The 25422-nt window shown below is 57.7% G+C and carries 31 protein-coding genes and 1 pseudogene; all 32 read left to right on the forward strand.

What is annotated here, in order from left to right:
• Positions 1-61: 61 nt before the first annotated feature.
• Positions 62-565, forward strand: coding sequence for a 50S ribosomal protein L10 (gene rplJ, locus E4T21_RS01845; protein WP_149286987.1), 504 nt, complete (start codon positions 62-64; stop codon positions 563-565).
• A gap of 83 nt (positions 566-648) precedes the next feature.
• A complete protein-coding gene (rplL, locus tag E4T21_RS01850; RefSeq protein WP_149282997.1) occupies positions 649-1020 on the forward strand; it encodes a 50S ribosomal protein L7/L12 in 372 nt (123 codons plus the stop codon).
• A 245-nt stretch (positions 1021-1265) separates the two neighbouring features.
• A pseudogene (gene rpoB / locus E4T21_RS01855) lies at positions 1266-5096 on the forward strand (DNA-directed RNA polymerase subunit beta); the annotation flags it as partial.
• A gap of 86 nt (positions 5097-5182) precedes the next feature.
• On the forward strand, positions 5183-9400 hold the full coding sequence (rpoC, locus tag E4T21_RS01860) for a DNA-directed RNA polymerase subunit beta' (RefSeq protein WP_149282999.1): 4218 nt from the start codon (positions 5183-5185) through the stop codon (positions 9398-9400).
• A gap of 201 nt (positions 9401-9601) precedes the next feature.
• The gene (rpsL, locus tag E4T21_RS01865) at positions 9602-9976 is read left to right on the forward strand and encodes a 30S ribosomal protein S12 (protein WP_149283002.1); all 375 of its coding nucleotides are present in this window, start codon (positions 9602-9604) and stop codon (positions 9974-9976) included.
• A 112-nt stretch (positions 9977-10088) separates the two neighbouring features.
• Positions 10089-10559 carry a 30S ribosomal protein S7 gene (gene rpsG, locus E4T21_RS01870; RefSeq protein ID WP_021819599.1) on the forward strand — a complete coding sequence of 157 codons (471 nt, stop codon included), beginning with the start codon at positions 10089-10091 and terminating at the stop codon, positions 10557-10559.
• Positions 10560-10589: 30 nt separating this feature from the next.
• Positions 10590-12710, forward strand: coding sequence for an elongation factor G (gene fusA, locus E4T21_RS01875; RefSeq protein ID WP_149283004.1), 2121 nt, complete (start codon positions 10590-10592; stop codon positions 12708-12710).
• A 29-nt stretch (positions 12711-12739) separates the two neighbouring features.
• Positions 12740-13933 (forward strand): elongation factor Tu, encoded by a 1194-nt coding sequence (gene tuf, locus E4T21_RS01880; RefSeq protein WP_149283006.1) that lies wholly within the window; start codon positions 12740-12742, stop codon positions 13931-13933.
• A 159-nt stretch (positions 13934-14092) separates the two neighbouring features.
• Entirely contained in the window at positions 14093-14404 is a 312-nt protein-coding gene (gene rpsJ / locus E4T21_RS01885) for a 30S ribosomal protein S10 (protein ID WP_010626466.1), read from the forward strand.
• A gap of 159 nt (positions 14405-14563) precedes the next feature.
• On the forward strand, positions 14564-15202 hold the full coding sequence (rplC, locus tag E4T21_RS01890) for a 50S ribosomal protein L3 (protein WP_149283008.1): 639 nt from the start codon (positions 14564-14566) through the stop codon (positions 15200-15202).
• A 14-nt stretch (positions 15203-15216) separates the two neighbouring features.
• On the forward strand, positions 15217-15825 hold the full coding sequence (gene rplD / locus E4T21_RS01895) for a 50S ribosomal protein L4 (RefSeq protein ID WP_149283010.1): 609 nt from the start codon (positions 15217-15219) through the stop codon (positions 15823-15825).
• Entirely contained in the window at positions 15822-16118 is a 297-nt protein-coding gene (gene rplW, locus E4T21_RS01900) for a 50S ribosomal protein L23 (RefSeq protein ID WP_149283012.1), read from the forward strand. The genes rplD and rplW overlap by 4 nt, the downstream gene beginning before the upstream one ends.
• A gap of 17 nt (positions 16119-16135) precedes the next feature.
• Entirely contained in the window at positions 16136-16966 is an 831-nt protein-coding gene (rplB, locus tag E4T21_RS01905) for a 50S ribosomal protein L2 (RefSeq protein WP_149283014.1), read from the forward strand.
• Between the two features lie 33 nt (positions 16967-16999).
• Positions 17000-17275: a 30S ribosomal protein S19 gene (gene rpsS / locus E4T21_RS01910; RefSeq protein ID WP_021819607.1), complete on the forward strand. Its 276-nt coding sequence runs from the start codon at positions 17000-17002 to the stop codon at positions 17273-17275.
• A gap of 18 nt (positions 17276-17293) precedes the next feature.
• Positions 17294-17626 carry a 50S ribosomal protein L22 gene (gene rplV / locus E4T21_RS01915; protein ID WP_021819608.1) on the forward strand — a complete coding sequence of 111 codons (333 nt, stop codon included), beginning with the start codon at positions 17294-17296 and terminating at the stop codon, positions 17624-17626.
• An 11-nt stretch (positions 17627-17637) separates the two neighbouring features.
• Complete coding sequence (gene rpsC, locus E4T21_RS01920) at positions 17638-18336, forward strand: 30S ribosomal protein S3 (protein WP_149283016.1); 699 nt, start codon at positions 17638-17640, stop codon at positions 18334-18336.
• A gap of 15 nt (positions 18337-18351) precedes the next feature.
• The gene (rplP, locus tag E4T21_RS01925; protein WP_021819610.1) at positions 18352-18765 is read left to right on the forward strand and encodes a 50S ribosomal protein L16; all 414 of its coding nucleotides are present in this window, start codon (positions 18352-18354) and stop codon (positions 18763-18765) included.
• Positions 18765-18956, forward strand: coding sequence for a 50S ribosomal protein L29 (gene rpmC / locus E4T21_RS01930; RefSeq protein WP_021819611.1), 192 nt, complete (start codon positions 18765-18767; stop codon positions 18954-18956). Before rplP ends, rpmC begins: the two co-directional genes overlap by 1 nt.
• A gap of 1 nt (position 18957) precedes the next feature.
• Positions 18958-19218, forward strand: a complete 261-nt coding sequence (gene rpsQ, locus E4T21_RS01935) for a 30S ribosomal protein S17 (protein ID WP_149283019.1) — start codon at positions 18958-18960, stop codon at positions 19216-19218.
• Between the two features lie 53 nt (positions 19219-19271).
• The gene (gene rplN / locus E4T21_RS01940) at positions 19272-19643 is read left to right on the forward strand and encodes a 50S ribosomal protein L14 (protein WP_149283021.1); all 372 of its coding nucleotides are present in this window, start codon (positions 19272-19274) and stop codon (positions 19641-19643) included.
• 14 nt (positions 19644-19657) lie between these two features.
• On the forward strand, positions 19658-19975 hold the full coding sequence (rplX, locus tag E4T21_RS01945; RefSeq protein WP_149283023.1) for a 50S ribosomal protein L24: 318 nt from the start codon (positions 19658-19660) through the stop codon (positions 19973-19975).
• An 18-nt stretch (positions 19976-19993) separates the two neighbouring features.
• On the forward strand, positions 19994-20533 hold the full coding sequence (gene rplE, locus E4T21_RS01950) for a 50S ribosomal protein L5 (RefSeq protein ID WP_149283025.1): 540 nt from the start codon (positions 19994-19996) through the stop codon (positions 20531-20533).
• Positions 20534-20543: 10 nt separating this feature from the next.
• Positions 20544-20849: a 30S ribosomal protein S14 gene (gene rpsN / locus E4T21_RS01955; RefSeq protein ID WP_149283027.1), complete on the forward strand. Its 306-nt coding sequence runs from the start codon at positions 20544-20546 to the stop codon at positions 20847-20849.
• Positions 20850-20881: 32 nt separating this feature from the next.
• Positions 20882-21274 (forward strand): 30S ribosomal protein S8, encoded by a 393-nt coding sequence (gene rpsH / locus E4T21_RS01960; RefSeq protein ID WP_149283029.1) that lies wholly within the window; start codon positions 20882-20884, stop codon positions 21272-21274.
• 9 nt (positions 21275-21283) lie between these two features.
• Positions 21284-21814 carry a 50S ribosomal protein L6 gene (gene rplF / locus E4T21_RS01965; protein WP_149283031.1) on the forward strand — a complete coding sequence of 177 codons (531 nt, stop codon included), beginning with the start codon at positions 21284-21286 and terminating at the stop codon, positions 21812-21814.
• A gap of 9 nt (positions 21815-21823) precedes the next feature.
• On the forward strand, positions 21824-22174 hold the full coding sequence (rplR, locus tag E4T21_RS01970; RefSeq protein WP_149283033.1) for a 50S ribosomal protein L18: 351 nt from the start codon (positions 21824-21826) through the stop codon (positions 22172-22174).
• Positions 22175-22185: 11 nt separating this feature from the next.
• Complete coding sequence (gene rpsE / locus E4T21_RS01975) at positions 22186-22686, forward strand: 30S ribosomal protein S5 (RefSeq protein ID WP_149283035.1); 501 nt, start codon at positions 22186-22188, stop codon at positions 22684-22686.
• A gap of 6 nt (positions 22687-22692) precedes the next feature.
• Positions 22693-22875 carry a 50S ribosomal protein L30 gene (gene rpmD / locus E4T21_RS01980; RefSeq protein ID WP_149283037.1) on the forward strand — a complete coding sequence of 61 codons (183 nt, stop codon included), beginning with the start codon at positions 22693-22695 and terminating at the stop codon, positions 22873-22875.
• Between the two features lie 3 nt (positions 22876-22878).
• Positions 22879-23313, forward strand: coding sequence for a 50S ribosomal protein L15 (gene rplO, locus E4T21_RS01985; RefSeq protein WP_149283039.1), 435 nt, complete (start codon positions 22879-22881; stop codon positions 23311-23313).
• Entirely contained in the window at positions 23314-24645 is a 1332-nt protein-coding gene (gene secY / locus E4T21_RS01990) for a preprotein translocase subunit SecY (protein WP_149283041.1), read from the forward strand. It abuts the gene before it with no gap.
• Positions 24646-24742: 97 nt separating this feature from the next.
• On the forward strand, positions 24743-24856 hold the full coding sequence (rpmJ, locus tag E4T21_RS01995; protein WP_008959154.1) for a 50S ribosomal protein L36: 114 nt from the start codon (positions 24743-24745) through the stop codon (positions 24854-24856).
• A gap of 124 nt (positions 24857-24980) precedes the next feature.
• Entirely contained in the window at positions 24981-25337 is a 357-nt protein-coding gene (rpsM, locus tag E4T21_RS02000; RefSeq protein ID WP_149283043.1) for a 30S ribosomal protein S13, read from the forward strand.
• The last annotated feature ends 85 nt before the right edge of the window (positions 25338-25422 follow it).

Genomic DNA, 25422 nt, shown 5'->3' on the forward strand with positions numbered 1-25422 from the left:
GTGGGAGAGGGGGATGGTAACCACCGGAGCCCCCGGGTTCCGGCACGAAGGAGTGATCACTGTGGCACTAGCACTCGAAGGCAAGAAGGCAATTGTTGCCGAGGTCAGTGAAGCCGCGAAGGACGCTCTCTCCGTCGTAGTTGCCGATTCACGTGGCGTTACGGTCGACAAGATGACCTCTCTGCGTAAGCAGGCCCGTGAAAATGGCGTCCAGCTGCGTGTTGTTCGCAACACCCTGGCACGTCGCGCCCTGGAAGGCACTCAGTGGGAGTGCCTGAACGAGACCTTCGTTGGTCCGACTCTGCTGGCGTTTTCCCTCGAGCATCCGGGCGCTGCTGCCCGTCTGTTCAAGGACTTCGCTAAAGATGAGAAAGACTTCGAAGTCAAGGCGCTGGCATACGAAGGCGAGCTGATCCCTGCGAGCGATCTGGACCGTCTGGCAAGCCTGCCGACTTACGACGAGGCGATCGCCAAGCTGATGTCCGTCATGAAGGAAGCTTCTGCCGGCAAGCTGGTTCGTACCCTCGCTGCGCTGCGCGACCAGAAGCAGGAAGCTGCCGCTTAAGGCGCTCTGCTCATCGCACAGACTGCATGACTCATTTCGCACTCCCTCAATCGGGGGTGCCCGCAAAGTTAGGAATATAGACAATGGCACTGACCAAAGAAGACATCATCAACGCCGTCGCTGAAATGTCCGTGATGGACGTCGTTGAACTGATCGAAGCAATGGAAGAGAAGTTCGGCGTTTCTGCTGCCGCTGCTGTTATGGCTGGTCCTGCTGGTGGCGCTGAAGCTGCTGCGGAAGAGCAGACTGAATTTGACCTGGTCCTGACCGCCGCTGGCGACAAGAAGGTCAACGTCATCAAGGCTGTCCGCGAAATCACTGGCCTGGGCCTGAAAGAAGCCAAGGGTGCTGTCGACGGCGCTCCGGCTACCCTGAAGGAAGGCCTGAGCAAGGAAGACGCAGAAGAAGCCAAGAAGAAGCTGGAAGAAGCCGGCGCTTCCGTGGAGCTCAAGTAATCCTTGTGCCCATGGCTTCACGCGCTGCGTAAGCTTCCACGGCTGGTGGCGGGACACCCGCTGCCGGCCTTTTTCTGTTGTCACTAGTTGCGACAGTCTCGATAGGCTGTGTAACTTGCAGAATTCCGACGACGAGCCCTTGTCTAGAGGGCTCGTCGTCAGCGCCTGACGGAGCAGCTTTGCTGGTCAATACGCTGCAGCTCGAATATGTGCCAGCTTGATCCGTTTCTGCAGCTCTCCTGGCCTTCGACGTCAAGGAGTGCCAGCTGCGCGGCGTCACTTATTCCGCTCCCCTGCGTGTCAAGGTTCGCCTGATCATCTACGACAAAGAGTCGTCCAACAAGGCCATCAAGGACATCAAGGAGCAGGAAGTCTACATGGGGGAAATCCCCCTGATGACCGAAAACGGTACCTTTGTCGTCAATGGTACCGAACGTGTCATCGTGTCTCAGCTCCATCGTAGTCCGGGTGTGTTCTTCGACCACGACAAGGGCAAGAGCCACTCGTCCGGCAAGCTGTTGTACTCCGCTCGAGTGATTCCTTACCGCGGCTCATGGCTCGACTTCGAGTTCGATCCTAAGGACAACGTATTCGTACGTATTGACCGCCGCCGCAAGCTGCCTGCGACTATCTTGTTGCGTGCCCTGGGCATGAGTACCGAGGAAATTCTCAACGAATTCTTCGATACCAGCGTTTTCCACATCGAGAAGACCGGCTTCTCTGTGGATCTGGTGCCTTCGCGCCTGCGTGGTGAGACAGCGACCTTCGACATCAAGGATGGCAATGGTGAAGTCATTGTCGAGGAAGGCCGTCGTATCACCCAGAAGCATATTCGCCAGCTGGAAAAAGCCGGTCTCGAGCGCCTCGAAGTGCCGATGGACTACCTGTTCGGCAAGACTCTCGGCAAGGACCAGATCAATGCCTCGACAGGCGAGCTGGTCTGCCCGTGTAACACTGAACTGACGCCGGAGCTGCTTGAGACGCTTGGCCAGGCTGGCATCACCACTATCGAGACGCTGTACACCAACGATCTCGACTGTGGGCCTTTCGTCTCCGACACTCTCAAGCTGGACACCACAGGTTCTCAGCTCGAGGCGTTGGTCGAGATCTATCGCATGATGCGCCCGGGCGAGCCTCCCACCAAGGAGGCCGCAGAAACTCTGTTCCACAACTTGTTCTTCACTGAAGACCGCTACGACCTGTCCGGCGTTGGTCGCATGAAGTTCAACCGCCGTCTGCGTCGTGAATCTGACACTGGCTCTGGCGTGCTGGACAAGGGCGACATCCTCGATGTGCTGCGCGAGCTGATCAATATCCGTAACGGCTTTGGCGATGTCGATGACATCGACCACCTGGGCAACCGTCGTATCCGTTGTGTCGGTGAGATGGCTGAGAACCAGTTCCGCGTGGGCCTGGTGCGTGTCGAGCGTGCCGTCAAGGAACGCCTGTCCATGGCCGAGAGTGAAGGCTTGATGCCGCAGGACCTGATCAATGCCAAGCCGGTTGCGGCGGCGGTCAAGGAGTTCTTTGGCTCATCCCAGCTGTCCCAGTTCATGGACCAGAACAACCCGCTGTCCGAGGTGACGCACAAGCGCCGTGTATCGGCGCTCGGCCCGGGTGGTCTGACGCGTGAGCGCGCAGGCTTCGAGGTGCGTGACGTCCACGCCACTCACTACGGTCGTCTGTGTCCGATCGAGACGCCGGAAGGTCCGAATATCGGTCTGATCAACTCTCTGGCAACGTATAGCCACACCAACAGCTATGGCTTCCTCGAGACGCCGTACCGCAAGGTCGTGGAAGGTGCAGTCACCGACGAAGTGGTTCACCTGTCGGCCATTGAGGAAGGCGATTTCATCATTGCCCAGGCGTCGGCAACCGTTAACGAGCAGAATCAGCTGGTCGATGATCTGGTACAGGTTCGTCACCGGGGTGAGACTACCTTCATGCGTCCTGAGCAGGTGACGTTGATGGACGTGTCTCCGCGCCAGGTGGTGTCTGTCGCGGCCGCACTGATTCCGTTCCTTGAGCACGATGACGCCAACCGCGCCTTGATGGGTGCCAACATGCAGAAGCAGGCGGTGCCGACTCTGCGTGCTGACAAGCCTCTGGTGGGTACCGGCATGGAGCGTGTCGTGGCGCGTGACTCCGGCGTCTGTGCTGTGGCGCGTCGTGGTGGTGTGATCGATTCGGTCGATGCCAAGCGCATCGTGGTGCGTGTCAATGAGGACGAGATCATCGGCGGTGAAGCCGGCGTTGATATCTACAATCTGACCAAGTACCTGCGTTCTAACCAGAATACCTGCCAGAATCAGCGCCCGATCGTGCGTCCGGGAGATGCAGTCGCGCGAGGTGACATCCTGGCTGATGGCCCTTCCGTCGACATGGGAGACTTGGCGCTGGGCCAGAACATGCGTCTGGCGTTCATGCCGTGGAACGGTTTCAACTTCGAGGACTCCATCCTGCTGTCCGAGCGGGTGGTTCAGGAAGACCGTTTTACCACCATCCATATTCAGGAGCTGACCTGTGTGTCTCGCGACACCAAGTTGGGGCCGGAAGAAATCACAGCTGATATCCCCAATGTCGGTGAGTCGGCTCTGGGTAAACTGGATGAGGCTGGTGTTGTCTATATTGGTGCCGAAGTCGGTCCTGGCGATATTCTGGTAGGTAAGGTCACTCCGAAGGGCGAGACCCAACTGACGCCGGAAGAGAAGCTGCTGCGGGCAATCTTTGGTGAGAAGGCCTCTGACGTCAAGGATACCTCCTTGCGTGCTCCGACGGGCATGAAGGGTACTGTCATTGATGTCCAGGTCTTCACCCGCGATGGCGTCGAGAAAGATTCGCGTGCACTGGCCATTGAGCAAATGCAGCTCGATGAAGTGCGCAAGGACCTTCAGGAAACCTACCGCATTGCAGAAGACGCTACTTTCGAGCGCCTCAAGCGGACGCTTTCTGGCCAGCCGGTCAATGGTGGTCCGAGGCTGACGAAGGGTGATGTCCTGTCCGACGACTACCTTGAGGAACTGCCGCGTCAGCAGTGGTTCAAGCTGCGTATGCAGGACGAAGGGTTGAACGAGCTGCTGGCTCAGTCCGATGAGCAGCTGGAAAGCCGTCGCAAGGAAATGGATGAGCGTTTCGAAGACAAGAAACGCAAGCTCACCCAGGGTGATGATCTGGCTCCGGGCGTGCTCAAGATCGTCAAGGTCTACCTGGCCATCAAGCGTCGCTTGCAGCCGGGTGACAAGATGGCTGGTCGCCACGGTAACAAGGGTGTTATCTCTGCGATCATGCCGATCGAGGACATGCCGTTCGATGACAACGGTGAGCCGGTCGACGTGGTGCTCAACCCGCTGGGTGTACCGTCGCGGATGAACGTTGGTCAGATCCTCGAGACTCACCTCGGTATGGCAGCTCGTGGGCTGGGTGTGAAGATCGAGCATATGCTGCGCGATGCGCGCGATCAGCAAGTGGCCGAGATTCGCGACTTCCTGGGGCAGGTGTACAACTCTACTCAAGGTGCCCGTATCGAGGATCTGGGCTCCCTGAGTGATGAGGAAGTCATCTCTCTGGCCAAGAACCTGCGTAAAGGTGTGCCGATGGCAACGCCGGTATTCGATGGTGCCAAGGAGCATGAGATCAAGCATCTGCTGAAACTGGCTGACCTGCCGGACTCAGGTCAGATGACACTGTACGACGGCCGTACTGGCGAGTCGTTCGATCGTCCGGTGACCGTGGGCTACATGTATATGTTGAAGCTCAACCACTTGGTCGATGACAAGATGCACGCGCGTTCCACCGGCTCCTACTCGCTTGTTACTCAGCAGCCGCTGGGTGGTAAGGCGCAGTTCGGTGGTCAGCGCTTTGGTGAGATGGAGGTCTGGGCCCTGGAGGCCTATGGCGCCGCTTACACTCTGCAGGAAATGCTCACGGTCAAGTCCGATGACGTGGAAGGTCGTACCAAGATGTACAAGAGCATCGTGGATGGCGATCACACCATGCAGGCGGGCATGCCGGAATCCTTCAACGTACTGGTGAAGGAAATCCGCTCGCTGGGCATCGATATCGAACTGGAGAGTTGAGGCGGCCGCTCAAGGCGCTTCAAAGAATGACGGTCCGCGGGGGCTTCGGCCCCCGCCCATGACAACTCCGCAACGGAGCCGACCCAATGAAAGATTTGGTGAAAGTCCTCAAATCACAGTCTCAGACTGATGAGTTCGATGCGATCAAGATCTCGCTTGCCTCGCCTGACATGATCCGTTCATGGTCATTCGGTGAGGTCAAGAAGCCCGAGACCATCAACTACCGGACCTTCAAGCCTGAGCGCGACGGTCTGTTCTGTGCCAAGATCTTTGGCCCAGTCAAGGACTACGAGTGTCTGTGCGGCAAGTACAAGCGCATGAAGCACCGTGGCATCATCTGTGAAAAGTGTGGTGTTGAAGTCACCAAGGCTGCCGTGCGCCGTGAGCGCATGGGCCATATCGAGCTGGCCAGCCCTGTCGCGCATATCTGGTTCCTGAAGTCTCTGCCGTCTCGTATCGGCATGCTGATGGATATGACCCTGCGTGACATTGAGCGGGTTCTGTACTTCGAAAGCTTCCTGGTCATCGACCCGGGCATGACCACACTTGAGCGTGGCCAGTTGCTCAACGATGAACAGTATTTCGAAGCTCTCGAAGAGTTCGGTGACGATTTCGATGCTCGCATGGGTGCCGAAGCCGTTCAGGCAATGCTCAAGGACATTGATCTGGAAGAAGAGATCGAGCGCCTGCGCGAAGAGATTCCGCAGACCAACTCTGAAACCAAGATCAAGAAGCTGTCCAAGCGTCTCAAGCTGCTCGAAGCCTTCTATGGTTCCGGTAATGATCCGGCCTGGATGGTGATGGAAGTGTTGCCTGTGCTGCCGCCGGACCTGCGTCCGTTGGTGCCGCTGGATGGCGGCCGCTTCGCGACTTCGGATCTCAACGATCTGTACCGTCGTGTGATCAACCGCAACAACCGCCTCAAGCGTCTGCTGGACCTCAATGCGCCGGATATCATCGTGCGCAACGAGAAGCGTATGCTGCAGGAATCCGTGGATGCACTGCTCGACAATGGTCGTCGTGGTCGTGCCATCACTGGTTCCAACAAGCGTCCGCTGAAGTCCTTGGCCGACATGATCAAAGGTAAGCAGGGTCGCTTCCGCCAGAACCTGCTGGGCAAGCGTGTCGACTATTCCGGTCGTTCCGTCATCACGGTGGGGCCGACCCTGCGTCTGCACCAGTGTGGTCTGCCCAAGAAGATGGCGCTTGAGCTGTTCAAGCCATTCATCTACGCCAAGCTTCAGGCCAGTGGTCAGGCCTCGACCATCAAAGCTGCCAAGAAGATGGTCGAGCGCGAGCTGCCTGAAGTATGGGACATCCTCGCTGATGTGATTCGAGAACATCCGGTACTGCTCAACCGTGCACCGACTCTGCACCGTTTGGGCATCCAGGCGTTCGAGCCGCTGTTGATCGAAGGCAAGGCTATCCAGCTGCATCCGCTGGTCTGTGCCGCCTACAACGCTGACTTCGACGGTGACCAGATGGCGGTACACGTACCGTTGACTCTGGAAGCCCAGCTTGAAGCTCGTGCCCTGATGATGGCCACCAACAATGTGCTGTCTCCAGCCAACGGCGAGCCGATCATCGTACCGTCCCAGGACGTTGTCCTCGGTTTGTACTACATGACCCGTGAGCGTATCAACGCCAAGGGTGAGGGCATGGTGTTCTCCGACCTGAATGAGGTCGAGCGTGCCTTTGGCACCCAGAACGTCTCCTTGCACGCAAAGGTGAAAGTGCGTCTTGCGGAAGTCGATGTCGACGAGGAGACCGGTGAGCGCAGCGAGCATCGCCGTCTGCGCGAGACCACTGTCGGTCGTGCGCTGCTGTTCCGCATCCTGCCTGAAGGAGTGCCTTTCGAACTGGTCGATCAGGCCATGAAGAAGAAGGCTATCTCCAAGCTGATCAACGAGGTGTATCGTCGCTCAGGGCTGAAGTCTGCGGTTATCTTTGCTGACCAACTGATGTACACCGGCTTCCGTCTGGCCACTTGGTCTGGCGCTTCCATCGGCGTTAACGATTTCGTTATTCCTGAAGCCAAGGCCGAGATCGTCGAGGCGGCGGAAGAAGAGGTCAAGGAAATCGAGGACCAGTTCTCCTCCGGTCTGGTGACCGCGGGTGAGAAGTACAACAAGGTCATCGATATCTGGGCGCGTGCCAATGACCAGGTCGCCAAGGCGATGATGGCGGGTATTTCCAAGGAAAGCGTCATTGATCGCGATGGCAACGAAGTCGAACAGGACTCGTTCAACAGCGTGTTCATCATGGCTGACTCCGGTGCTCGTGGTAGTGCTGCCCAGATCCGTCAGCTTGCCGGTATGCGTGGTCTGATGGCCAAGCCGGATGGCTCGATCATCGAGACGCCGATCGTTGCCAACTTCCGTGAAGGTCTGAACGTACTCCAGTACTTCATCTCGACCCACGGTGCTCGTAAGGGTCTGGCGGATACCGCTCTGAAGACGGCCAACTCCGGTTACCTGACCCGTCGTCTGGTCGACGTAGCTCAAGACATGGTCATCACCGAGAATGACTGTGGTACCGAGAGAGGGTTGACCCTGCATCCGGTCATCGAGGGGGGCGATATCATCGTTTCCCTGGCCCAGCGCGTGCTTGGTCGTGTGGTGGCTCAGGACGTGATCGATCCGGCTACCGAGGAAGTGCTGATCCCGCGTGGTACGCTGCTCGATGAAGCCTGGTGTGAACAGCTCGACACCATGGGCGTCGACGAGATCGTGGTGCGCAGCACCATCACCTGTGAAACCACTCACGGCGTGTGTTCCTCGTGCTATGGCCGTGATCTGGCCCGTGGTCATCAGGTCAACATCGGTGAGGCGGCCGGTGTCATTGCGGCCCAGTCCATCGGTGAGCCGGGTACCCAGCTGACCATGCGTACCTTCCACATCGGTGGTGCGGCATCTCGTGCTTCTGCCGTGGATAGTGTTCAGGTCAAGCATGGCGGCAAGGTGCGCCTGCACAATATCAAGTTCGTAGAGCGCGGTGATGGCAAGCTGGTGGTAGTGTCCCGCTCCAGTGCCTTGGCGGTAGCCGATGAGCATGGTCGTGAGCGCGAGTACTACAAGCTGCCTTATGGTGCCGAGCTGTCCGTGCGTGATGGTGATGACGTCGCTGCCGGCCAGTCCGTGGCCAAGTGGGATCCGCACACTCATCCGATCGTAGCCGAGGCCGAAGGTACCGTGCAGTTTGCGGACATGGACGAAGGCCTGACCATTCACCGCAGCGTAGATGAGATGACAGGTCTGTCGTCTATCGAGATCATCGAATCTGCAGCACGCCCGATGGCCGGTCGCGACAAGCGTCCGATGATCTTGCTCAACGATGCCGCAGGCAAGCCGGTGACCGTGTCTGGTTCAGACACCCCGGTGCAGTACCTTCTGCCGGGCAAGGCGATTGTCACTGCCGAGAATGGCGCGCACATCGGTGTTGGTGAAGTCGTTGCCCGTATCCCGGTGGAGGCGTCCGGTAACAAGGACATCACCGGTGGTCTGCCGCGGGTTGCTGACCTGTTTGAAGCGCGTAAGCCGAAGGAGCCGGCTGTCCTTGCTGAAATCAGCGGTGTGATCAGCTTTGGCAAGGAAACCAAGGGCAAGCGTCGTTTGACCATCACTCCGAGCGAGGGCGATCCCTTCGAGATGCTGATTCCGAAGTGGCGTCAGATCGCGGTGTTCGAAGGTGAGTCGGTGGAGAAGGGTGAGGTGATCTCGGATGGTCCGAGTAACCCGCACGATATTCTGCGCCTGTTGGGTATCGCTGAGCTGGCCAAGTACATCGTCGCCGAGGTTCAGGACGTCTATCGCCTGCAGGGCGTAGGCATCAACGACAAGCACATCGAAGTGATCGTGCGCCAGATGCTGCGTAAGGTCGAGATCTCCGACGCAGGTGATTCCGACTTTATCCCAGGTGATCAGGTCGAGTTGGTGCGTGTTCTTGAGCAGAACGCAGCGCTTCAGGCTCAGGATAAATTCCCGGCCAAGTATCAGCGTCTGCTGCTGGGTATCACCAAGGCCAGCCTGGCAACCGAGTCGTTCATTTCTGCGGCTTCCTTCCAGGAAACGACCCGCGTACTGACCGAAGCTGCGGTGACCGGCAAGCGCGATTACCTGCGTGGCCTGAAAGAAAACGTGGTTGTGGGGCGTCTGATTCCGGCTGGTACCGGTCTGACCCATCACGAAGAGCGTCGCCGTAAGCGTGAAGATGCAGAGCGGTCGTTCGCTCCGTCAGCCTACGACGTCGAGCAGGAGCTGGGAGCCCAGCTTACCGCACTTGACTCGGATGACGACGAACTCTGACCCTGGTGCAAGCCCGGTGCGCATGCGCACCGGGCTTGACGACGCCAGGTGTCAGCATTAGAATGCGCAGCCTTTAACAGTAGGGCGGGTGCGCCTGCGATACTGCTAAAGGAACGCAATACAGGAAGCGAACAGCTACCGAACAGGCCGTCAAGTGCTTGTTTCAGCGCTTCCGCCAAGGTAACCCAATTGGAGTCTTAAATGGCAACAGTCAACCAGCTCGTGCGCAAGCCGCGCAAGCGTCAGGTCAAGAAGACTGACGTGCCTGCGCTGCAGGCTTGCCCGCAGAAGCGCGGCGTTTGTACCCGCGTGTACACCACTACCCCGAAGAAGCCGAACTCCGCTCTGCGTAAGGTCTGTCGTGTACGTCTGACCAACGGCTACGAAGTGTCTTCCTACATCGGTGGTGAAGGTCACAACCTGCAGGAGCACTCTGTGGTCCTGATCCGCGGCGGTCGCGTAAAAGACCTTCCGGGTGTGCGTTATCACACCGTTCGCGGTGCTCTTGATACCTCTGGTGTCCAGAACCGTAAGCAAGGCCGTTCCAAGTACGGTACCAAGCGTCCGAAGGCTTAAGGCTCTTCTGGCGTATTACATTCAGTTTTGATTCGGTCTGATAAGAGTAAGGTCGAGCTACGTAAAGTGAGTCTCGAGTTTACCTGAAGGACCCTTCGATAGAGGGCTTATCATGCCTAGAAGAAGAGTTGCGGCCAAGCGCGAGATCCTGCCGGATCCCAAGTTCGGAAGTGAGCGCCTGGCGAAGTTCATGAACCACCTGATGATCAGCGGCAAGAAGTCCGTAGCTGAGCGCATCGTCTATGGTGCGCTGGACAGGGTTGCCGAGCGTTCCAATGAAGAGCCGCTGGAGATCTTCGACAAGGCGCTGGAAACTATCCAGCCGATGGTCGAGGTCAAGTCACGCCGCGTTGGTGGTGCGACTTATCAGGTTCCGGTTGAAGTTCGTCCGTCTCGCCGTCAGGCGCTGGCCATGCGCTGGTTGGTAGACGCCGCTCGTCGTCGTGGCGAGAAGACCATGGAGCAGCGTCTGGCAGGTGAAATGCTGGATGCCGCTGAAGGCAAGGGTTCGGCTGTCAAGAAGCGTGAAGACGTGCATCGCATGGCAGAAGCCAACAAGGCCTTCTCTCACTACCGCTTCTAATTCGCATCGCCAACCAACGGGAGTTACATCGTGGCTCGCAAGACTCCGCTTAATCGCTACCGCAATATCGGTATCGTTGCCCACGTCGACGCCGGTAAGACGACTACTACCGAGCGTGTCCTGTTCTATACCGGCCTGTCTCACAAGGTTGGTGAGGTCCATGAAGGCGCTGCCACAATGGACTGGATGGAGCAGGAGCAGGAGCGTGGCATCACGATCACTTCTGCGGCGACTACCTGCTTCTGGCAGGGTATGAACAAGCAGTTCGATGAGCACCGCATCAATATCATCGATACTCCTGGGCACGTTGACTTCACCATCGAAGTGGAGCGTTCCCTGCGTGTTCTTGATGGTGCTGTTGTCGTGCTGTGTGGTTCTTCCGGCGTTCAGCCGCAGACCGAAACAGTCTGGCGTCAGGCCAACAAGTACGAAGTTCCGCGCATGGTGTTCGTCAACAAGATGGACCGCACCGGTGCTGACTTCTTTATGGTGCTGGAGCAGCTCAAGGACCGCTTGGGTGCCAATGCAGTCCCGATCCAGATCAACTGGGGCGCTGAGGACGAGTTCAAGGGCGTTATCGACCTCATCCAGATGAAAGCCATCCTGTGGGATGAAGACAACTTCGGGATGAACTACGACCTGGTTGATATTCCTGCTGAACTCCAGGAAACCGCTGAGAAGTATCGTGAAGAGATGGTCGAGGCTGCGGCCGAAGCCTCTGAAGAGTTGATGGAGAAGTACCTCGAAGAGGGAGAACTGTCCATCGATGAGATCAAGGCAGGTCTGCGTCGTCGTACTCTCGACAATGAGATCGTGCTGGTCACCTGTGGTTCTGCATTCAAGAACAAGGGTGTTCAGGCGGTGCTGGACGGCGTCATCGAGTACATGCCGTCGCCGACCGAGGTCAAGGCCATCGAGGGTGAGCTGGATGACAAGGATGGCACTGTCGCGACCCGTGAAGCCGATGACAGCGCACCTTTTGCTGCCCTGGCATTCAAGATCGCGACTGACCCCTTTGTCGGAACGCTGACCTTTATCCGCGTATACTCAGGTGTGCTGAATTCTGGTGATAGTGTCTATAACTCTGTCAAGCAGAAGAAAGAGCGCGTGGGTCGTATCGTGCAGATGCATGCCAACTCTCGCGAAGAGATCAAGGAAGTTCTGGCTGGCGATATCGCTGCCTGTATCGGTCTGAAGGACGTCACCACTGGTGATACTTTGTGCGACCTGAACGAGAAGATCGTTCTCGAGCGCATGGAATTCCCGGAGCCGGTAATTTCCGTGGCCGTGGAGCCTAAGTCCAAGGCAGACCAGGAAAAGATGGGTATTGCTCTGGGCAAGCTGGCTCAGGAAGACCCGTCCTTCCGCGTCAAGACTGACGAAGAGACTGGTCAGACCATCATCTCCGGTATGGGTGAGCTGCACCTGGATATCATCGTTGACCGTATGCGTCGCGAGTTCAAGGTAGAAGCCAACATCGGTAAGCCTCAGGTCGCCTACCGCGAAACTATTCGTGGCAGCGTCGAGCAGGAAGGCAAGTTCGTTCGTCAGTCCGGTGGTCGTGGTCAGTTCGGTCACGTCTGGCTGCGCATTGAGCCGCTCACCGAGGCGGACAAGGAAGGCGACGAAGAAATGCACTTCAAGTTCGCTTCTGAAATCGTCGGCGGTGCGGTTCCCAAGGAGTACGTGCCGGCGGTCGAGAAAGGGGCCTTCGAACAGCTGCAGAATGGTGTCATCGCGGGTTACCCGATGATCGACGTCAAGGTCACTCTGTACGATGGTTCCTACCATGACGTGGACTCTAACGAGACTGCGTTCAAGGTGGCCTCTTCCATGGCCATCAAGGAAGGCGCCAAGAAGGCCAAGGCTGTCCTGCTGGAGCCGATGATGCAGGTCGAGGTCGTGACCCCTGAAGACTTCATGGGTGACGTCATGGGTGACCTGAACCGTCGTCGCGGTCTGGTGCAGGGTATGGATGACTCCTCTTCAGGCAAGGTCATCCGCGCAGTGGTGCCGCTGGGTGAGATGTTCGGTTATGCGACCGATCTGCGCTCTCAGACCCAGGGCCGTGCGAGCTACTCCATGGAGTTCGCGAAGTACGACGAGGCTCCCTCAAGCGTCGTTGAAGCCGTCATCAATCAGAACGGTTAACCGTTAGCTAACGTAAAGAGGTCATAGCAGTGGCTAAGGAAAAATTCGAACGTTCCAAACCGCACGTCAACGTCGGCACCATCGGTCACGTCGACCATGGTAAGACTACCCTGACTGCGGCCCTGACTCGTGTGTCTGCTGAGGTTTTCGGCGGCGAAATGCGCGCGTTCGACCAGATCGACAATGCGCCGGAAGAGCGTGAGCGCGGTATCACCATCGCCACCTCTCACGTCGAGTATCAGTCCGAAGTCCGTCATTACGCGCACGTTGACTGCCCCGGACACGCCGACTACGTCAAGAACATGATCACCGGTGCTGCCCAGATGGACGGCGCTATCCTGGTCTGTTCCGCTGCTGACGGCCCCATGCCGCAGACTCGCGAGCACATCCTGCTGTCTCGCCAGGTTGGCGTTCCGTACATCGTCGTGTTCCTGAACAAGGCCGACATGGTCGACGACGAAGAGCTGCTCGAGCTGGTCGAAATGGAAGTTCGCGACCTCCTCAACGAGTACGACTTCCCGGGCGATGACACTCCGATCATCACTGGTTCTGCTCTGATGGCTCTGGAAGGCAAGGATGACAACGGCATGGGTACTACCGCTGTTGCCAACCTGATCAAGGCTCTGGATGACTACATCCCTGAGCCGGAGCGTGCCATCGATCAGCCGTTCCTGATGCCGATCGAAGACGTATTCTCCATCTCTGGTCGTGGTACCGTTGTGACCGGTCGTATCGAGCGCGGTATCGTCAAGGCTGGTGAAGAAGTCGAGATCGTCGGTATCAAGGACACCACCAAGACTACCGTTACCGGTGTCGAAATGTTCCGCAAGCTGCTCGACGAAGGTCGTGCTGGCGAGAACGTCGGTGCGCTGCTGCGTGGCACCAAGCGTGAGGATGTCGAGCGTGGTCAGGTTCTGGCCAAGCCGGGTACCATCAATCCGCACACCAAGTTCGAAGCAGAAGTGTATGTTCTGTCCAAGGATGAAGGCGGTCGTCACACTCCGTTCTTCAAGGGCTATCGTCCGCAGTTCTACTTCCGTACCACTGACATCACTGGTACTTGTGAACTGCCGGAAGGCGTCGAGATGGTCATGCCGGGCGACAACGTCAAGATGGTTGTCAGCCTGATCGCTCCGATCGCCATGGACGAAGGTCTGCGCTTCGCTATCCGCGAAGGCGGCCGTACCGTCGGCGCTGGCGTCGTGGCCAAGATCGTCGAGTAAGCGACAGCTTAACGACATAAGGGGGCTCCTTACGGAGCCCCCTTTTCTGCGCATCGGAATTGAGGGTTTGACTCTCAATTTCCGTGCGCATATAATGCGCATCCTTTGAATGCGTGGGTTGACGGCTCGCGCCGTCAAGATCCATTGGAGTTAGGGCAAATGCAGAACCAGAAGATTCGCATTCGGTTGAAGGCTTTCGACCATCGCCTGATCGATCAGTCCGCCGCGGAAATCGTTGATACCGCTAAGCGTACTGGCGCCCAGGTTCGTGGTCCGATTCCTCTGCCGACCAATCGCGAGCGCTACACCGTGCTGATTTCTCCGCACGTGAACAAGGACGCCCGTGATCAGTACGAGATTCGTACTCACAAGCGTGTGCTCGATATTGTCGAGCCGACTGAGAAGACTGTTGATGCGCTGATGAAGCTCGATCTCGCCGCTGGCGTTGACGTGCAAATCAAGCTCGACTGATTTTTTTACACTAGACACTCGCGGCCCAGCGATTTTCATCTGATCAGGTGAGTTTCAGCAGCCGCCGCGCCGGGATGGCGCCATACAATGTGCTAGTGGAATGCTCTGGAAAGGGCAGCCATAGCGGGTGATAGCCCCGTACACTATAGGAGATAGAGAATGACTATCGGTTTGGTCGGTAGGAAGGCCGGCATGACCCGTGTCTTCACCGAAGATGGCGCGTCTGTGCCCGTAACCGTTATTGAGGTTGAGCCTAACCGTGTGACGTGTGTCAAGTCTGTTGAGACTGACGGCTACGCAGCGGTTCAGGTTACAACTGGCTCCCGCAAAGCCAAGCATCTGTCCAAGGCCCAAGCTGGCCAGTTCGCAAAGGCAGGTGTCGAGGCTGGTCGCTCCCTGATGGAGTTTCGCCTGAACGAAGGTGAAGACGCTCCGGAAGTGGGTGGCGAACTCACTGTATCCCTCTTCGAAGCTGGTCAAAGCGTTGATGTGACCGGCACTTCCAAGGGTAAAGGTTTCCAGGGTGCTATTAAGCGCTGGAATTTCCGTACCCAGGACAACAGCCACGGTAACTCCTTGTCCCACCGTGCTCCGGGCTCCATCGGCATGTGCCAGACTCCGGGTCGCGTATTCAAGGGCAAGAAGATGGCCGGCCAGATGGGCAACGTGCGTTGCACCGTTCAGAGCCTGGAAATCGTCCGTGTCGATGCCGAGCGCAACTTGCTGCTGATCAAAGGCGCCGTTCCTGGTGCTACCGGCAGTGATGTCATCGTGCGCAGCGCCGTCAAAGCTGGCTGAAGGGGAAATTTCCAATGAATCTGAATCTTGCAGGTGCAAGCGCCGGGACTGTTGAACTGTCCGACGCTACCTTTGGCAAAGAATTCAACGAAGCACTGGTTCACCAGGTTGTCACTGCCTATCTGGCTGGTGGTCGTCAGGGTAGCCGTGCACAGAAGACCCGTTCCGACGTTCGTGGTGGTGGCAAGAAGCCGTGGCGCCAGAAGGGTACTGGCCGTGCTCGTGCCGGTACTATCCGTTCGCCGATCTGGCGCAGCGGTGGTGTGACCTTCGCGGCTCGCCCGCAGGACCACTCCCAGAAGGTCAACCGCAAGATGTACCGTGCGGCCATGCGCTCGATTCTTTCCGAGCTGGTCCGTCAGGAGCGTCTCGTTGCGGTTGAAAGCTTCACCGTCGACTCTCCGAAAACCAAGCAGCTGGTCGCCAAGCTCAAGGAACTCAGCCTTGAGAAGGTGCTGATCGTCACTGAAGAAGTCGACGAGAATCTGTACCTGGCCGCCCGCAATATCCCTAACGTGGATGTAGTGGACGTTGCTGCCGCCGACCCGGTTAGCCTGGTCGCCTTTGACAAGGTCCTGGCTACTGTCTCTGCTCTGCGCAAATTCGAGGAGAAGCTGGCATGAACCAGGAACGTGTATTCAAGGTTCTGCTTGGTCCGCACGTGACCGAGAAGGCCGCTATGGCTGCCGAGCGTAATCAGTACGTGTTCAAGGTGGCAAGCGACGCAACCAAGCCCGAGATCAAGGTCGCTGTCGAGCAGTTGTTCGGCAAGAAGGTCAACAGCGTTCAGGTCGTGAACGTCAAGGGCAAGACCAAGCGCACTGCGCACGGTATTGGTATGCGCAAGGGTTATCGCAAGGCGTACGTGACACTGGCCGCCGGCGAGACGCTTGAAGACTTCTCTGGCGCCGAGTAAAGGCAGGAGTACGGATCATGGCAATCGTCAAGACTAAACCGACCTCCGCTGGTCGTCGCCACGTCGTCAAGATCGTTGGTGAAGGTCTGCACAAGGGCCGCGCCTATGGGCCGCTGCTCGAGAAGCAGTCCAAGTCCGGTGGTCGTAACAACAACGGTCGTATCACTACCCGTCATGTGGGCGGTGGTCACCGTCATCATTATCGGATCGTTGACTTCAAGCGCACCAAGGATGGCATTCCAGCCATCGTCGAGCGCCTGGAGCATGACCCGAACCGCAGCGCACACATCGCGCTGGTGAAGTATCTCGACGGCGAGCGTCGCTACATCATCGCCCCTAAGGGTGTTGAAGCGGGTGATCGTCTCGAATCTGGCGTCAACGCGCCGATCAAGAAGGGCAACGCTCTGCCGCTGCGCAACATCCCGCTTGGTTCTACAGTTCACTGCATCGAACTGAAGCCGGGTAAAGGTGCTCAGCTGGCCCGTAGCGCCGGTACCAGCGCTCAGCTGGTGGCTCGTGAAGGTAACTATGCCACTCTGCGTCTTCGCTCTGGCGAGATGCGCAAGGTGTTGGCCGAGTGTCGTGCCACCCTGGGTGAAGTGAGCAATTCCGAGCACAGCCTGCGTCAACTTGGCAAGGCCGGTGCAAAGCGCTGGAGAGGTGTGCGTCCTACCGTTCGCGGTGTTGCGATGAACCCGGTGGATCACCCGCACGGTGGTGGCGAAGGCCGCACCAGTGGTGGTCGTCACCCGGTGTCCCCGTGGGGTATGCCCACCAAGGGCCACAAGACCCGCAAGAACAAGCGCACCGATAAGCTGATCGTCCGCCGCCGTAAGGCTCGCGGTTAAGATCCCACGCCAAGACATTAAGAGGTAACGGCTGTGCCACGTTCACTGAAGAAAGGTCCTTTCATTGACCTTCATCTGCTGAAAAAGGTTGAGACTGCAGCGGAAAAGAACGATCGCAAACCGATCAAGACCTGGTCTCGTCGTTCTATGATCCTGCCCAACATGGTCGGGCTCACCATTGCAGTCCATAACGGTCGCCAACATGTCCCGGTGCATGTCTCCGAGGAAATGGTTGGCCACAAGCTGGGCGAATTCGCTGCTACCCGCACCTATCGCGGTCATGCGGCGGACAAGAAAGCCAAACGGTAAGCCAGAGAGGATTTAGAGATGGAAGTCACAGCAAAGCTGCGTGGCGCTGCTTTATCCGCACAGAAGGCCCGTTTGGTGGCTGATCAGGTGCGCGGTAAGCCTGTCGCCGAGGCGCTCGACCTGCTGACCTTCTCACCGAAGAAGGCCGCCAAGCTGGTCAAGAAGGTGCTGCAGTCCGCCATCGCGAATGCGGAAGAAAATAACGGCATGGACATTGACGAGCTGCGCGTCTCGACCATCTGTGTCGATGAGGGTATGACGCTCAAGCGCATCCGTCCTCGTGCCAAGGGCCGTGCGGATCGCATTCTGAAGCGCACCTGCCACATCACCGTCAAGGTAGCCGAGAAGTAGGAGTCGACCAGATGGGTCAGAAAGTCAATCCAACAGGCATCCGACTGGGTATCGTCAAAGACCATACCTCAGTCTGGTACGCCGAGCGCGGCGCCTATGCCGACAAGCTGAACAACGACCTCGCGGTGCGTAGCTTTCTGGAAGAGCGTTTGAAGAACGCCTCCGTAAGCAAAATCACCATCGAGCGTCCAGCGAACAATGCACGCATCACCATTCACACTGCTCGTCCGGGTATCGTGATTGGTAAGAAAGGCGAAGATGTCGATCGTCTGCGTCGCGACGTCACCGAGATGATGGGCGTGCCGGTTCACGTCAACATCGAGGAAGTTCGCAAGCCTGAGCTGGATGCCCAGCTCGTTGCTCAGAACATCGCCGGTCAGATCGAACGCCGCGTGATGTTCCGCCGTGCCATGAAGCGCGCTGTCCAGAACGCCATGCGTCTGGGTGCTGGCGGCATCAAGGTACAGCTCTCCGGTCGTCTCGGTGGTGCGGAAATCGCCCGTACCGAGTGGTACCGCGAAGGTCGTGTTCCGTTGCACACCCTGCGTGCGGACATCGATTACGCCACCTTCGAAGCCAAGACCACCTACGGCATCATCGGTGTCAAGGTCTGGATCTTCAAGGGTGAAATCCTCGGGGGCATCGAGGAAGTTCGCGCCAAGGCCAAGCAGCCTGCAGCCGCGCCTTCCAAGAAGAAAGGTTCCAGGTAAGGGGAGAGCGATTCGATGTTGCAACCAAAGCGTATGAAATTCCGCAAGATGCAAAAGGGCCGCAACCGTGGCCTGGCGCATCGCGGAAGCAAGGTGAGCTTCGGTGAGTACGGCCTCAAGGCCACTGGCCGTGGTCGTGTCACCGCCCGTCAGATCGAAGCTGGCCGTCGTGCCATCACTCGTCACGTCAAGCGTGGCGGTAAGATCTGGATCCGTGTCTTCCCGGACAAGCCGATTTCCAAGAAGCCTCTGGAAGTCCGGATGGGTAAAGGTAAGGGTTCCGTCGAGTATTGGGTCGCTCAGATCCAGCCCGGTCGGGTCCTGTACGAGATTGAAGGTGTTTCTGAAGAGCTGGCTCGCGAAGCATTCGCCCTGGCCGCTCAGAAGTTCCCGGTCTCCACCACCTTTGTGAAACGGACGGTGATGTGATGAAAGCCCAGGAAATTCGTGAAAAGTCAGTAGAACAGCTCCAGGAGCAGCTTCTCGAACTCCTTCGCGAGCAGTTCAACCTGCGCATGCAGAAGGCTACCGGCCAACTGAGCCAGACTCATCTGCTCAAGCAGGTTCGTCGGGATATCGCCCGCGTGAAGACTGTGCTCAATGAAAAGGCAGGTGTCTGAGATGGCCGAAGAGAAAAAAGCCCGTAAGCTCACCGGTAAGGTGGTGAGTGACAAGATGGAGAAGTCCATCGTTGTCATGATCGAGCGTCGTGAGCGCCACCCGATCTACGGCAAATATGTCAAGCGCTCCACCAAGCTGCACGCCCACGACGAGACCAACCAGGCTAAGGCTGGCGATACGGTAACCATTCAGGAATGCCGTCCGCTGTCCAAGAACAAGGCTTGGACTCTGGTCGAGGTCGTCGAGCAGGCCAAGGGTTGATAGGCCCTCGGTCTATCAATTCAGTGCAGTCAGATTAGGTTTGGAGAAAACCGATGATTCAGACTCAGACAATGCTGGATGTTGCTGACAACAGCGGGGCGCGCCGGGTGCAATGCATCAAGGTGCTCGGTGGTTCTCACCGCCGTTACGCTCGCGTTGGCGACGTCATCAAGGTCACGGTGAAAGAAGCCATCCCGCGCGGCAAGGTCAAAAAAGGCCAGGTGCTGAAGGCGGTGGTTGTTCGCACCAAGAGTGGTGTTCGTCGTCCCGACGGTTCACTGATTCGCTTCGATGGAAATGCGGCCGTTTTGTTGAACAACACCAACGAGCAGCCGATCGGTACCCGTATCTTCGGGCCGGTGACCCGTGAACTTCGTAACGAGAAGTTCATGAAGATCATTTCCTTGGCGCCTGAAGTGCTGTAAGGAGCGAGGCGAGTATGCAAAAGATCAAACGTGATGATGAAGTCATCGTCATCGCCGGCAAGGATAAGGGTAAGCGCGGCACCGTGAAGCGCGTCCTCAAGGACGACCGCTTCGTAGTGTCCGGTGTGAACATGATCAAGCGTCACACCAAGCCCAATCCGATGGCGGGCAATCAGGGCGGTATCGTCGAGCGCGAGGCACCGATTCACGCGTCCAACGTGGCGATCTTCAATCAGGAGACCGGCAAAGCGGATCGCGTCGGCTTCCAGATCCAGGAAGACGGTACCAAGGTACGTATCTACAAGTCGACGCAAGCGCAGATCGACGCCTAACGCGAGTCGGATAGCAAAATGGCGAACTTGAAAGAACGTTATCAAAACGAGGTGGTGGCTCAACTCAAAGAGCAGTTCAGCTACGCCAACGTTATGCAGGTACCCCGGATCACCAAGGTGACCCTGAACATGGGTATCGGCGAAGCGACCAGCGACAAAAAGCTGATCGACGCAGCCATCGGTGACATGGAGAAGCTCTCCGGTCAGAAGCCGATGGTGACCAAGGCACGTAAGTCCATCGCGGGCTTCAAGGTGCGTGAAGGCTGGCCGATTGGGGTCAAGGTCACTCTGCGCAGTGAGCGTATGTGGGACTTCCTCGATCGCCTGGTGAATATCGCGATCCCCCGCGTTCGTGACTTCCGTGGTCTCAACCCGAAGTCCTTCGACGGTCGTGGCAACTATTCCATGGGGGTGCGTGAGCAGATCATCTTCCCGGAGATCGAATATGATAAGATCGACCGGATTCGTGGTCTGGATGTCACCATCACCACTACTGCCAACACCGATGAAGAAGGTCGTGCGCTGCTGAGCGCGCTGAACTTCCCGTTCAAGAAATAAGGGTGGGATCATGGCAAAGAAAAGCATGGTAGAGCGCGAGCTCAAGCGTACCAAGCTGGTGGAAAAGTTCGCTGCCAAGCGCGCTGCGCTCAAGGCGATCATCCAGGACGTGAACGCTTCTGATGAAGAGCGCTTCGATGCGCAGCTCAAGTTGCAGTCGCTGCCGCGTGACTCCAGCCCGGTACGTCAGCGTAACCGCTGTCGTGTCACTGGCCGTCCGCACGGCTACTACAACAAGTTCGGCCTCGGCCGTAACAAGCTGCGTGAAGCCGCCATGCGTGGCGACGTTCCCGGACTCAAGAAGTCCAGCTGGTAACGCCACGTAGAATCATCAGGAGTGCAAGTTAAATGAGCATGCAAGACACTCTGGCGGATATGTTTACCCGTATCCGCAATGCACAGCAGGCCACCAAGGAGACGGTTACCATGCCGTCCTCCAAGCTCAAGATTGAAGTGGCCCGTGTGCTGAAAGAAGAGGGTTACATCACTGACTTCGCTGTAAGCGAATCAGCCAAGCCCGAACTGACCGTCAGCCTCAAGTACTTTGAAGGCAAGGGGGTTATCGAGCACCTGCAGCGGGTTTCCAAGCCTTCCCTGCGTAACTACAAGGGCAAGGATGCGCTGCCGAAGGTCGCCGATGGCCTGGGCGTTGCGATCGTCTCCACCTCCAATGGTGTGATGACTGACCGCGCTGCTCGCCAGGCTGGTGTTGGCGGCGAAGTCCTCTGCACCGTATTCTAGGAGTTTGGAATGTCCCGCGTAGCCAAATATCCGGTTAAAGTGCCTGCCGGCGTCGAGGTCAAACTCGATGACGGCACTCTGACTGCCAAGGGCGGTCAGGGCACGCTTTCTCTGGCTGTCCACAGTGATGTGGTCATCGGCCAGGAAGATGGTCAGCTGACCTTCACCCCGAGCGAGTCCGCCAAGAGCTGGGCGATGGTCGGTACCACTCGTGCCCTGGTCCAGAACCTGGTCACAGGTGTATCTGAAGGCTTCACCAAGACCCTCGAAATCGTCGGCGTCGGTTATCGCGCTCAAGCGAAAGGCCAGACGCTCAATCTGTCACTGGGCTTTTCTCACCCGGTCGATTATGAACTGCCTGAAGGTGTGTCTGCGGAAACTCCGAAGAACACCACTATCGTGCTGAAGAGCGCGGACAAGCAGAAGCTCGGCCAGGTCGCAGCGGAAATCCGCGCACATCGTCCGCCTGAGCCTTATAAGGGCAAGGGTGTACGTTATGCGGATGAGCATGTCCGCCGTAAAGAAGCCAAGAAGAAGTAAGGCAGGGTTATGAACGCGAAGAAAGAATCTCGTCTCCGTCGTGCCCGCCGCGCTCGCGCCAAGATCCGCGAGCTGGGCGTGTTTCGCCTGTGCGTGAACCGTACCCCTCGTCACATCTATGCGCAGATTATCTCGCCGGATGGTGGCAAGGTCCTGGCCAGCGCTTCCACGCTGGACAAGAGCCTGCGTGAGGGTGCGACCGGTAATTCTGACGCCGCCGCCAAGGTGGGTGCTCTGATTGCTGAACGCGCTAAGGAAGCAGGCATCACCCAGGTGGCCTTCGACCGCGCTGGCTTCAAGTATCACGGTCGTGTGAAGGCCCTGGCCGACGCCGCTCGTGAAGGCGGCCTGGAATTCTAAAGGGTTTTACGATGGCGAAGAACGAACAGCAAAACGGCGATCTGCAGGAAAAGCTCGTGCAGGTCAACCGTGTCGCCAAGGTGGTCAAGGGTGGCCGTATTTTCGGTTTCACCGCTCTGACCGTCGTTGGTGATGGTAACGGCAGGGTCGGCTTCGGTCGCGGCAAGGCACGTGAAGTGCCGGTCGCTATCCAGAAGGCCATGGACCAGGCTCGTCGCAACATGGTCAAGGTCAACCTGGTCAATGGTACTCTGCAGTACCCGGTCAAGGCTCGCCATGGCGCCTCCAAGGTGTTCATGAAGCCGGCTTCTGACGGTACCGGTATCATCGCAGGCGGCGCCATGCGTTCCGTGCTGGAACTGGCTGGTGTCCATAACGTCCTGGCCAAGTGCTACGGTTCCACCAACCCGGTGAACGTGGTGCGTGCTACTGTCAAGGGTCTGACTTCCATGCAGTCCCCTGAAGATGTAGCCGCCAAGCGCGGTCTCTCTGTTGAAGCGATCACGGGGTAAGACACCATGGCAGCAACGATCAAGGTTACCCAGATCCGTAGCACCATCGGCGTTCTGGAAAAGCACAAGGCCACCATGCGTGGCCTGGGCCTGCGCCGCATCGGTCACACGGTTGAGCTGGAAGACACCCCTGCCGTTCGCGGCATGATCCACAAGGTCAACTACCTTGTGCGAGTTGAGGGAGAGTAATCCATGAAACTTAACAGCCTGAGCCCGGCACCGGGCTCCAAGCACGCTGAAAAGCGCGTCGGTCGTGGCATTGGCTCCGGTCTGGGCAAGACCGGTGGCCGTGGCCACAAGGGCCAGAAGTCGCGTAGCGGCGGCAGCGTCAAGCCGGGCTTCGAGGGCGGTCAGATGCCTCTGCAGCGCCGTCTGCCGAAGTTTGGCTTCACCTCTGCCAAGTCTCTGGTTTCCGAAGAAGTACGCCTGGCCGAACTGGCCAAGGTTGCTGGTGACGAAGTCACCCTGGAAACCCTCAAGGCAGCCAACGTGCTGAAGGATGCGACCAAGTACGCCAAGGTCATCCTTTCCGGCGAACTGAACAAGGCGGTTACCGTTCGCGGTCTGCGTGTCACCAAAGGTGCTCGCGCTGCGATTGAGGCCGCTGGTGGCAAGGTAGAGGACTAAATGGCCAAGTCAGGAAATATGCCGGCGATGGGCAGCGGTCTGAGTGAACTGTGGGCGCGTCTGCGCTTCGTGCTCCTCGCCATTGTGGTTTACCGTATCGGTGCCCACATCCCCGTTCCCGGTATCAATCCTGACCAGCTTGCTGCCTTGTTCAGGGAGCAGCAGGGTACCATCCTGGGCATGTTCAACATGTTCTCGGGTGGTGCCCTGGAGCGCATGAGTATCTTCGCGTTGGGCATCATGCCCTATATCTCCGCGTCGATTGTCATGCAGCTGTTGACCGCCGTCGTGCCTCGCCTCGAGCAGTTGAAGAAAGAAGGCGAGAGCGGTCGCCGCAAGATCAGCCAGTACACGCGCTACGGCACGGTGGTGCTGGCCCTCGTCCAGGCCGCGGGAATGTCCGTGGGTCTGGGGAGCCAAGGCATCGCTTACGCAGCCGACTTCAGTTTCTATTTCACCGCCATCATTACCTTTGTGTGTGGGGCGGTGTTCCTGATGTGGCTGGGTGAGCAGATCACCGAGAAGGGAATTGGCAACGGCATTTCGTTGCTGATTTTTGCCGGTATCGTCGCCGGTCTGCCAAGCGCCGTGGCCCAGGCTTTTGAACTGGCCCGCAATGAAGGTGCGTGGAATGTGTTGCCGCTGTTGGCACTATCCCTGCTGGGAATTGCCACTGTGGCGTTTGTCGTGTTTATCGAACGCGGTCAGCGTCGCATCACGGTCAACTACCCACGTCGCCAGGTGGGCAACAAGATGTATGCTGGGCAGAGTAGTTATCTGCCACTCAAGGTGAACATGGCGGGTGTCATTCCGGCCATCTTTGCTTCCAGCATCCTGCTTTTCCCCGCATCACTCGGTCAATGGGTTGGTGCCGGTGAAGGTATGGAGTGGCTGCAGCGTGCTTCCCAGGCTCTGGCTCCGGGACAGCCTCTGTACATCTTGCTTTTCGCGGCGGCGGTGGTATTCTTCTGCTTCTTTTACACAGCGCTGGTCTTCAATCCCAAGGATGTTGCCGACAACCTCAAGAAGTCGGGAGCCTTCCTGCCGGGGATTCGTCCCGGAGAACAGACCGCTCGCTATGTCGATAAGGTCATGACTCGTCTGACCTTGTTCGGTGCCCTCTACATCACTGCGGTTTCCCTGATGCCCCAGTTCCTGATCGTGGCCTGGAACGTGCCGTTCTTCTTTGGCGGAACCTCGTTGCTGATCGTGGTAGTGGTCATCATGGACTTCATGGCTCAGGTGCAATCGCATCTCATGTCGCACCAGTATGAGTCGGTGATGAAGAAGTCCAACCTGAAAGGCTACGGTAGCGGCGGCATCATGCGCTGAGCCCGCAAGAATTCAGGCTAGAGCGTTGCAAGCCGATTGGGCACGTCGCGAGCCGTTAGTTCGGCTCGTGTCGTGAGCCAACTTTGGAGAGAGAACGATGAAAGTTCGTGCTTCCGTGAAGAAAATGTGCCGCAACTGCAAGATCATTCGTCGCAATGGCGCCGTGCGCGTCATTTGCAGCGAGCCGCGGCACAAGCAGCGCCAGGGCTAACCCCTGGCCTGCAATGAACCGGGTGCTGGCATGCCTCTTGCCCTTTTGGAGGGGAAGGGGTATGCTATTGCGCCTTTTGTAGTTGATTAAACCGAGCAAGCCGCTCAAATTTCGGAGTAAGCTGATGGCCCGTATTGCAGGCGTCAATATCCCGGACAACAAGCATGCGGCGATCTCGCTGACCTATATCTTCGGGATTGGCCGCACTCGTGCACAAGAAATCTGTGCAGCGACCGGCATCGTGCCGACCACCAAGATTCAGGATCTGTCCTCTGAAGAGCTGGACACCCTGCGTGGTGAAGTTGGCAAGTACACCGTAGAAGGCGATCTTCGTCGTGATGTGACGCTGAACATCAAGCGTCTCATGGACCTGGGTTGCTATCGTGGTCTGCGTCATCGTCGTGGTCTTCCGCTGCGTGGTCAGCGTACCAAGACCAACGCGCGTACCCGTAAGGGACCGCGTAAGCCGATCCGCAAATAACACACTAGGTTCTGTGCGATGAGTCGGCGAACATAGCAACTCCGAACAGTTTTCGTACAGACTTAGTTTTAGTGTAAAGACAGGA

The organism is Halomonas binhaiensis (genome assembly GCF_008329985.2).
GTDB lineage: Bacteria > Pseudomonadota > Gammaproteobacteria > Pseudomonadales > Halomonadaceae > Halomonas > Halomonas binhaiensis.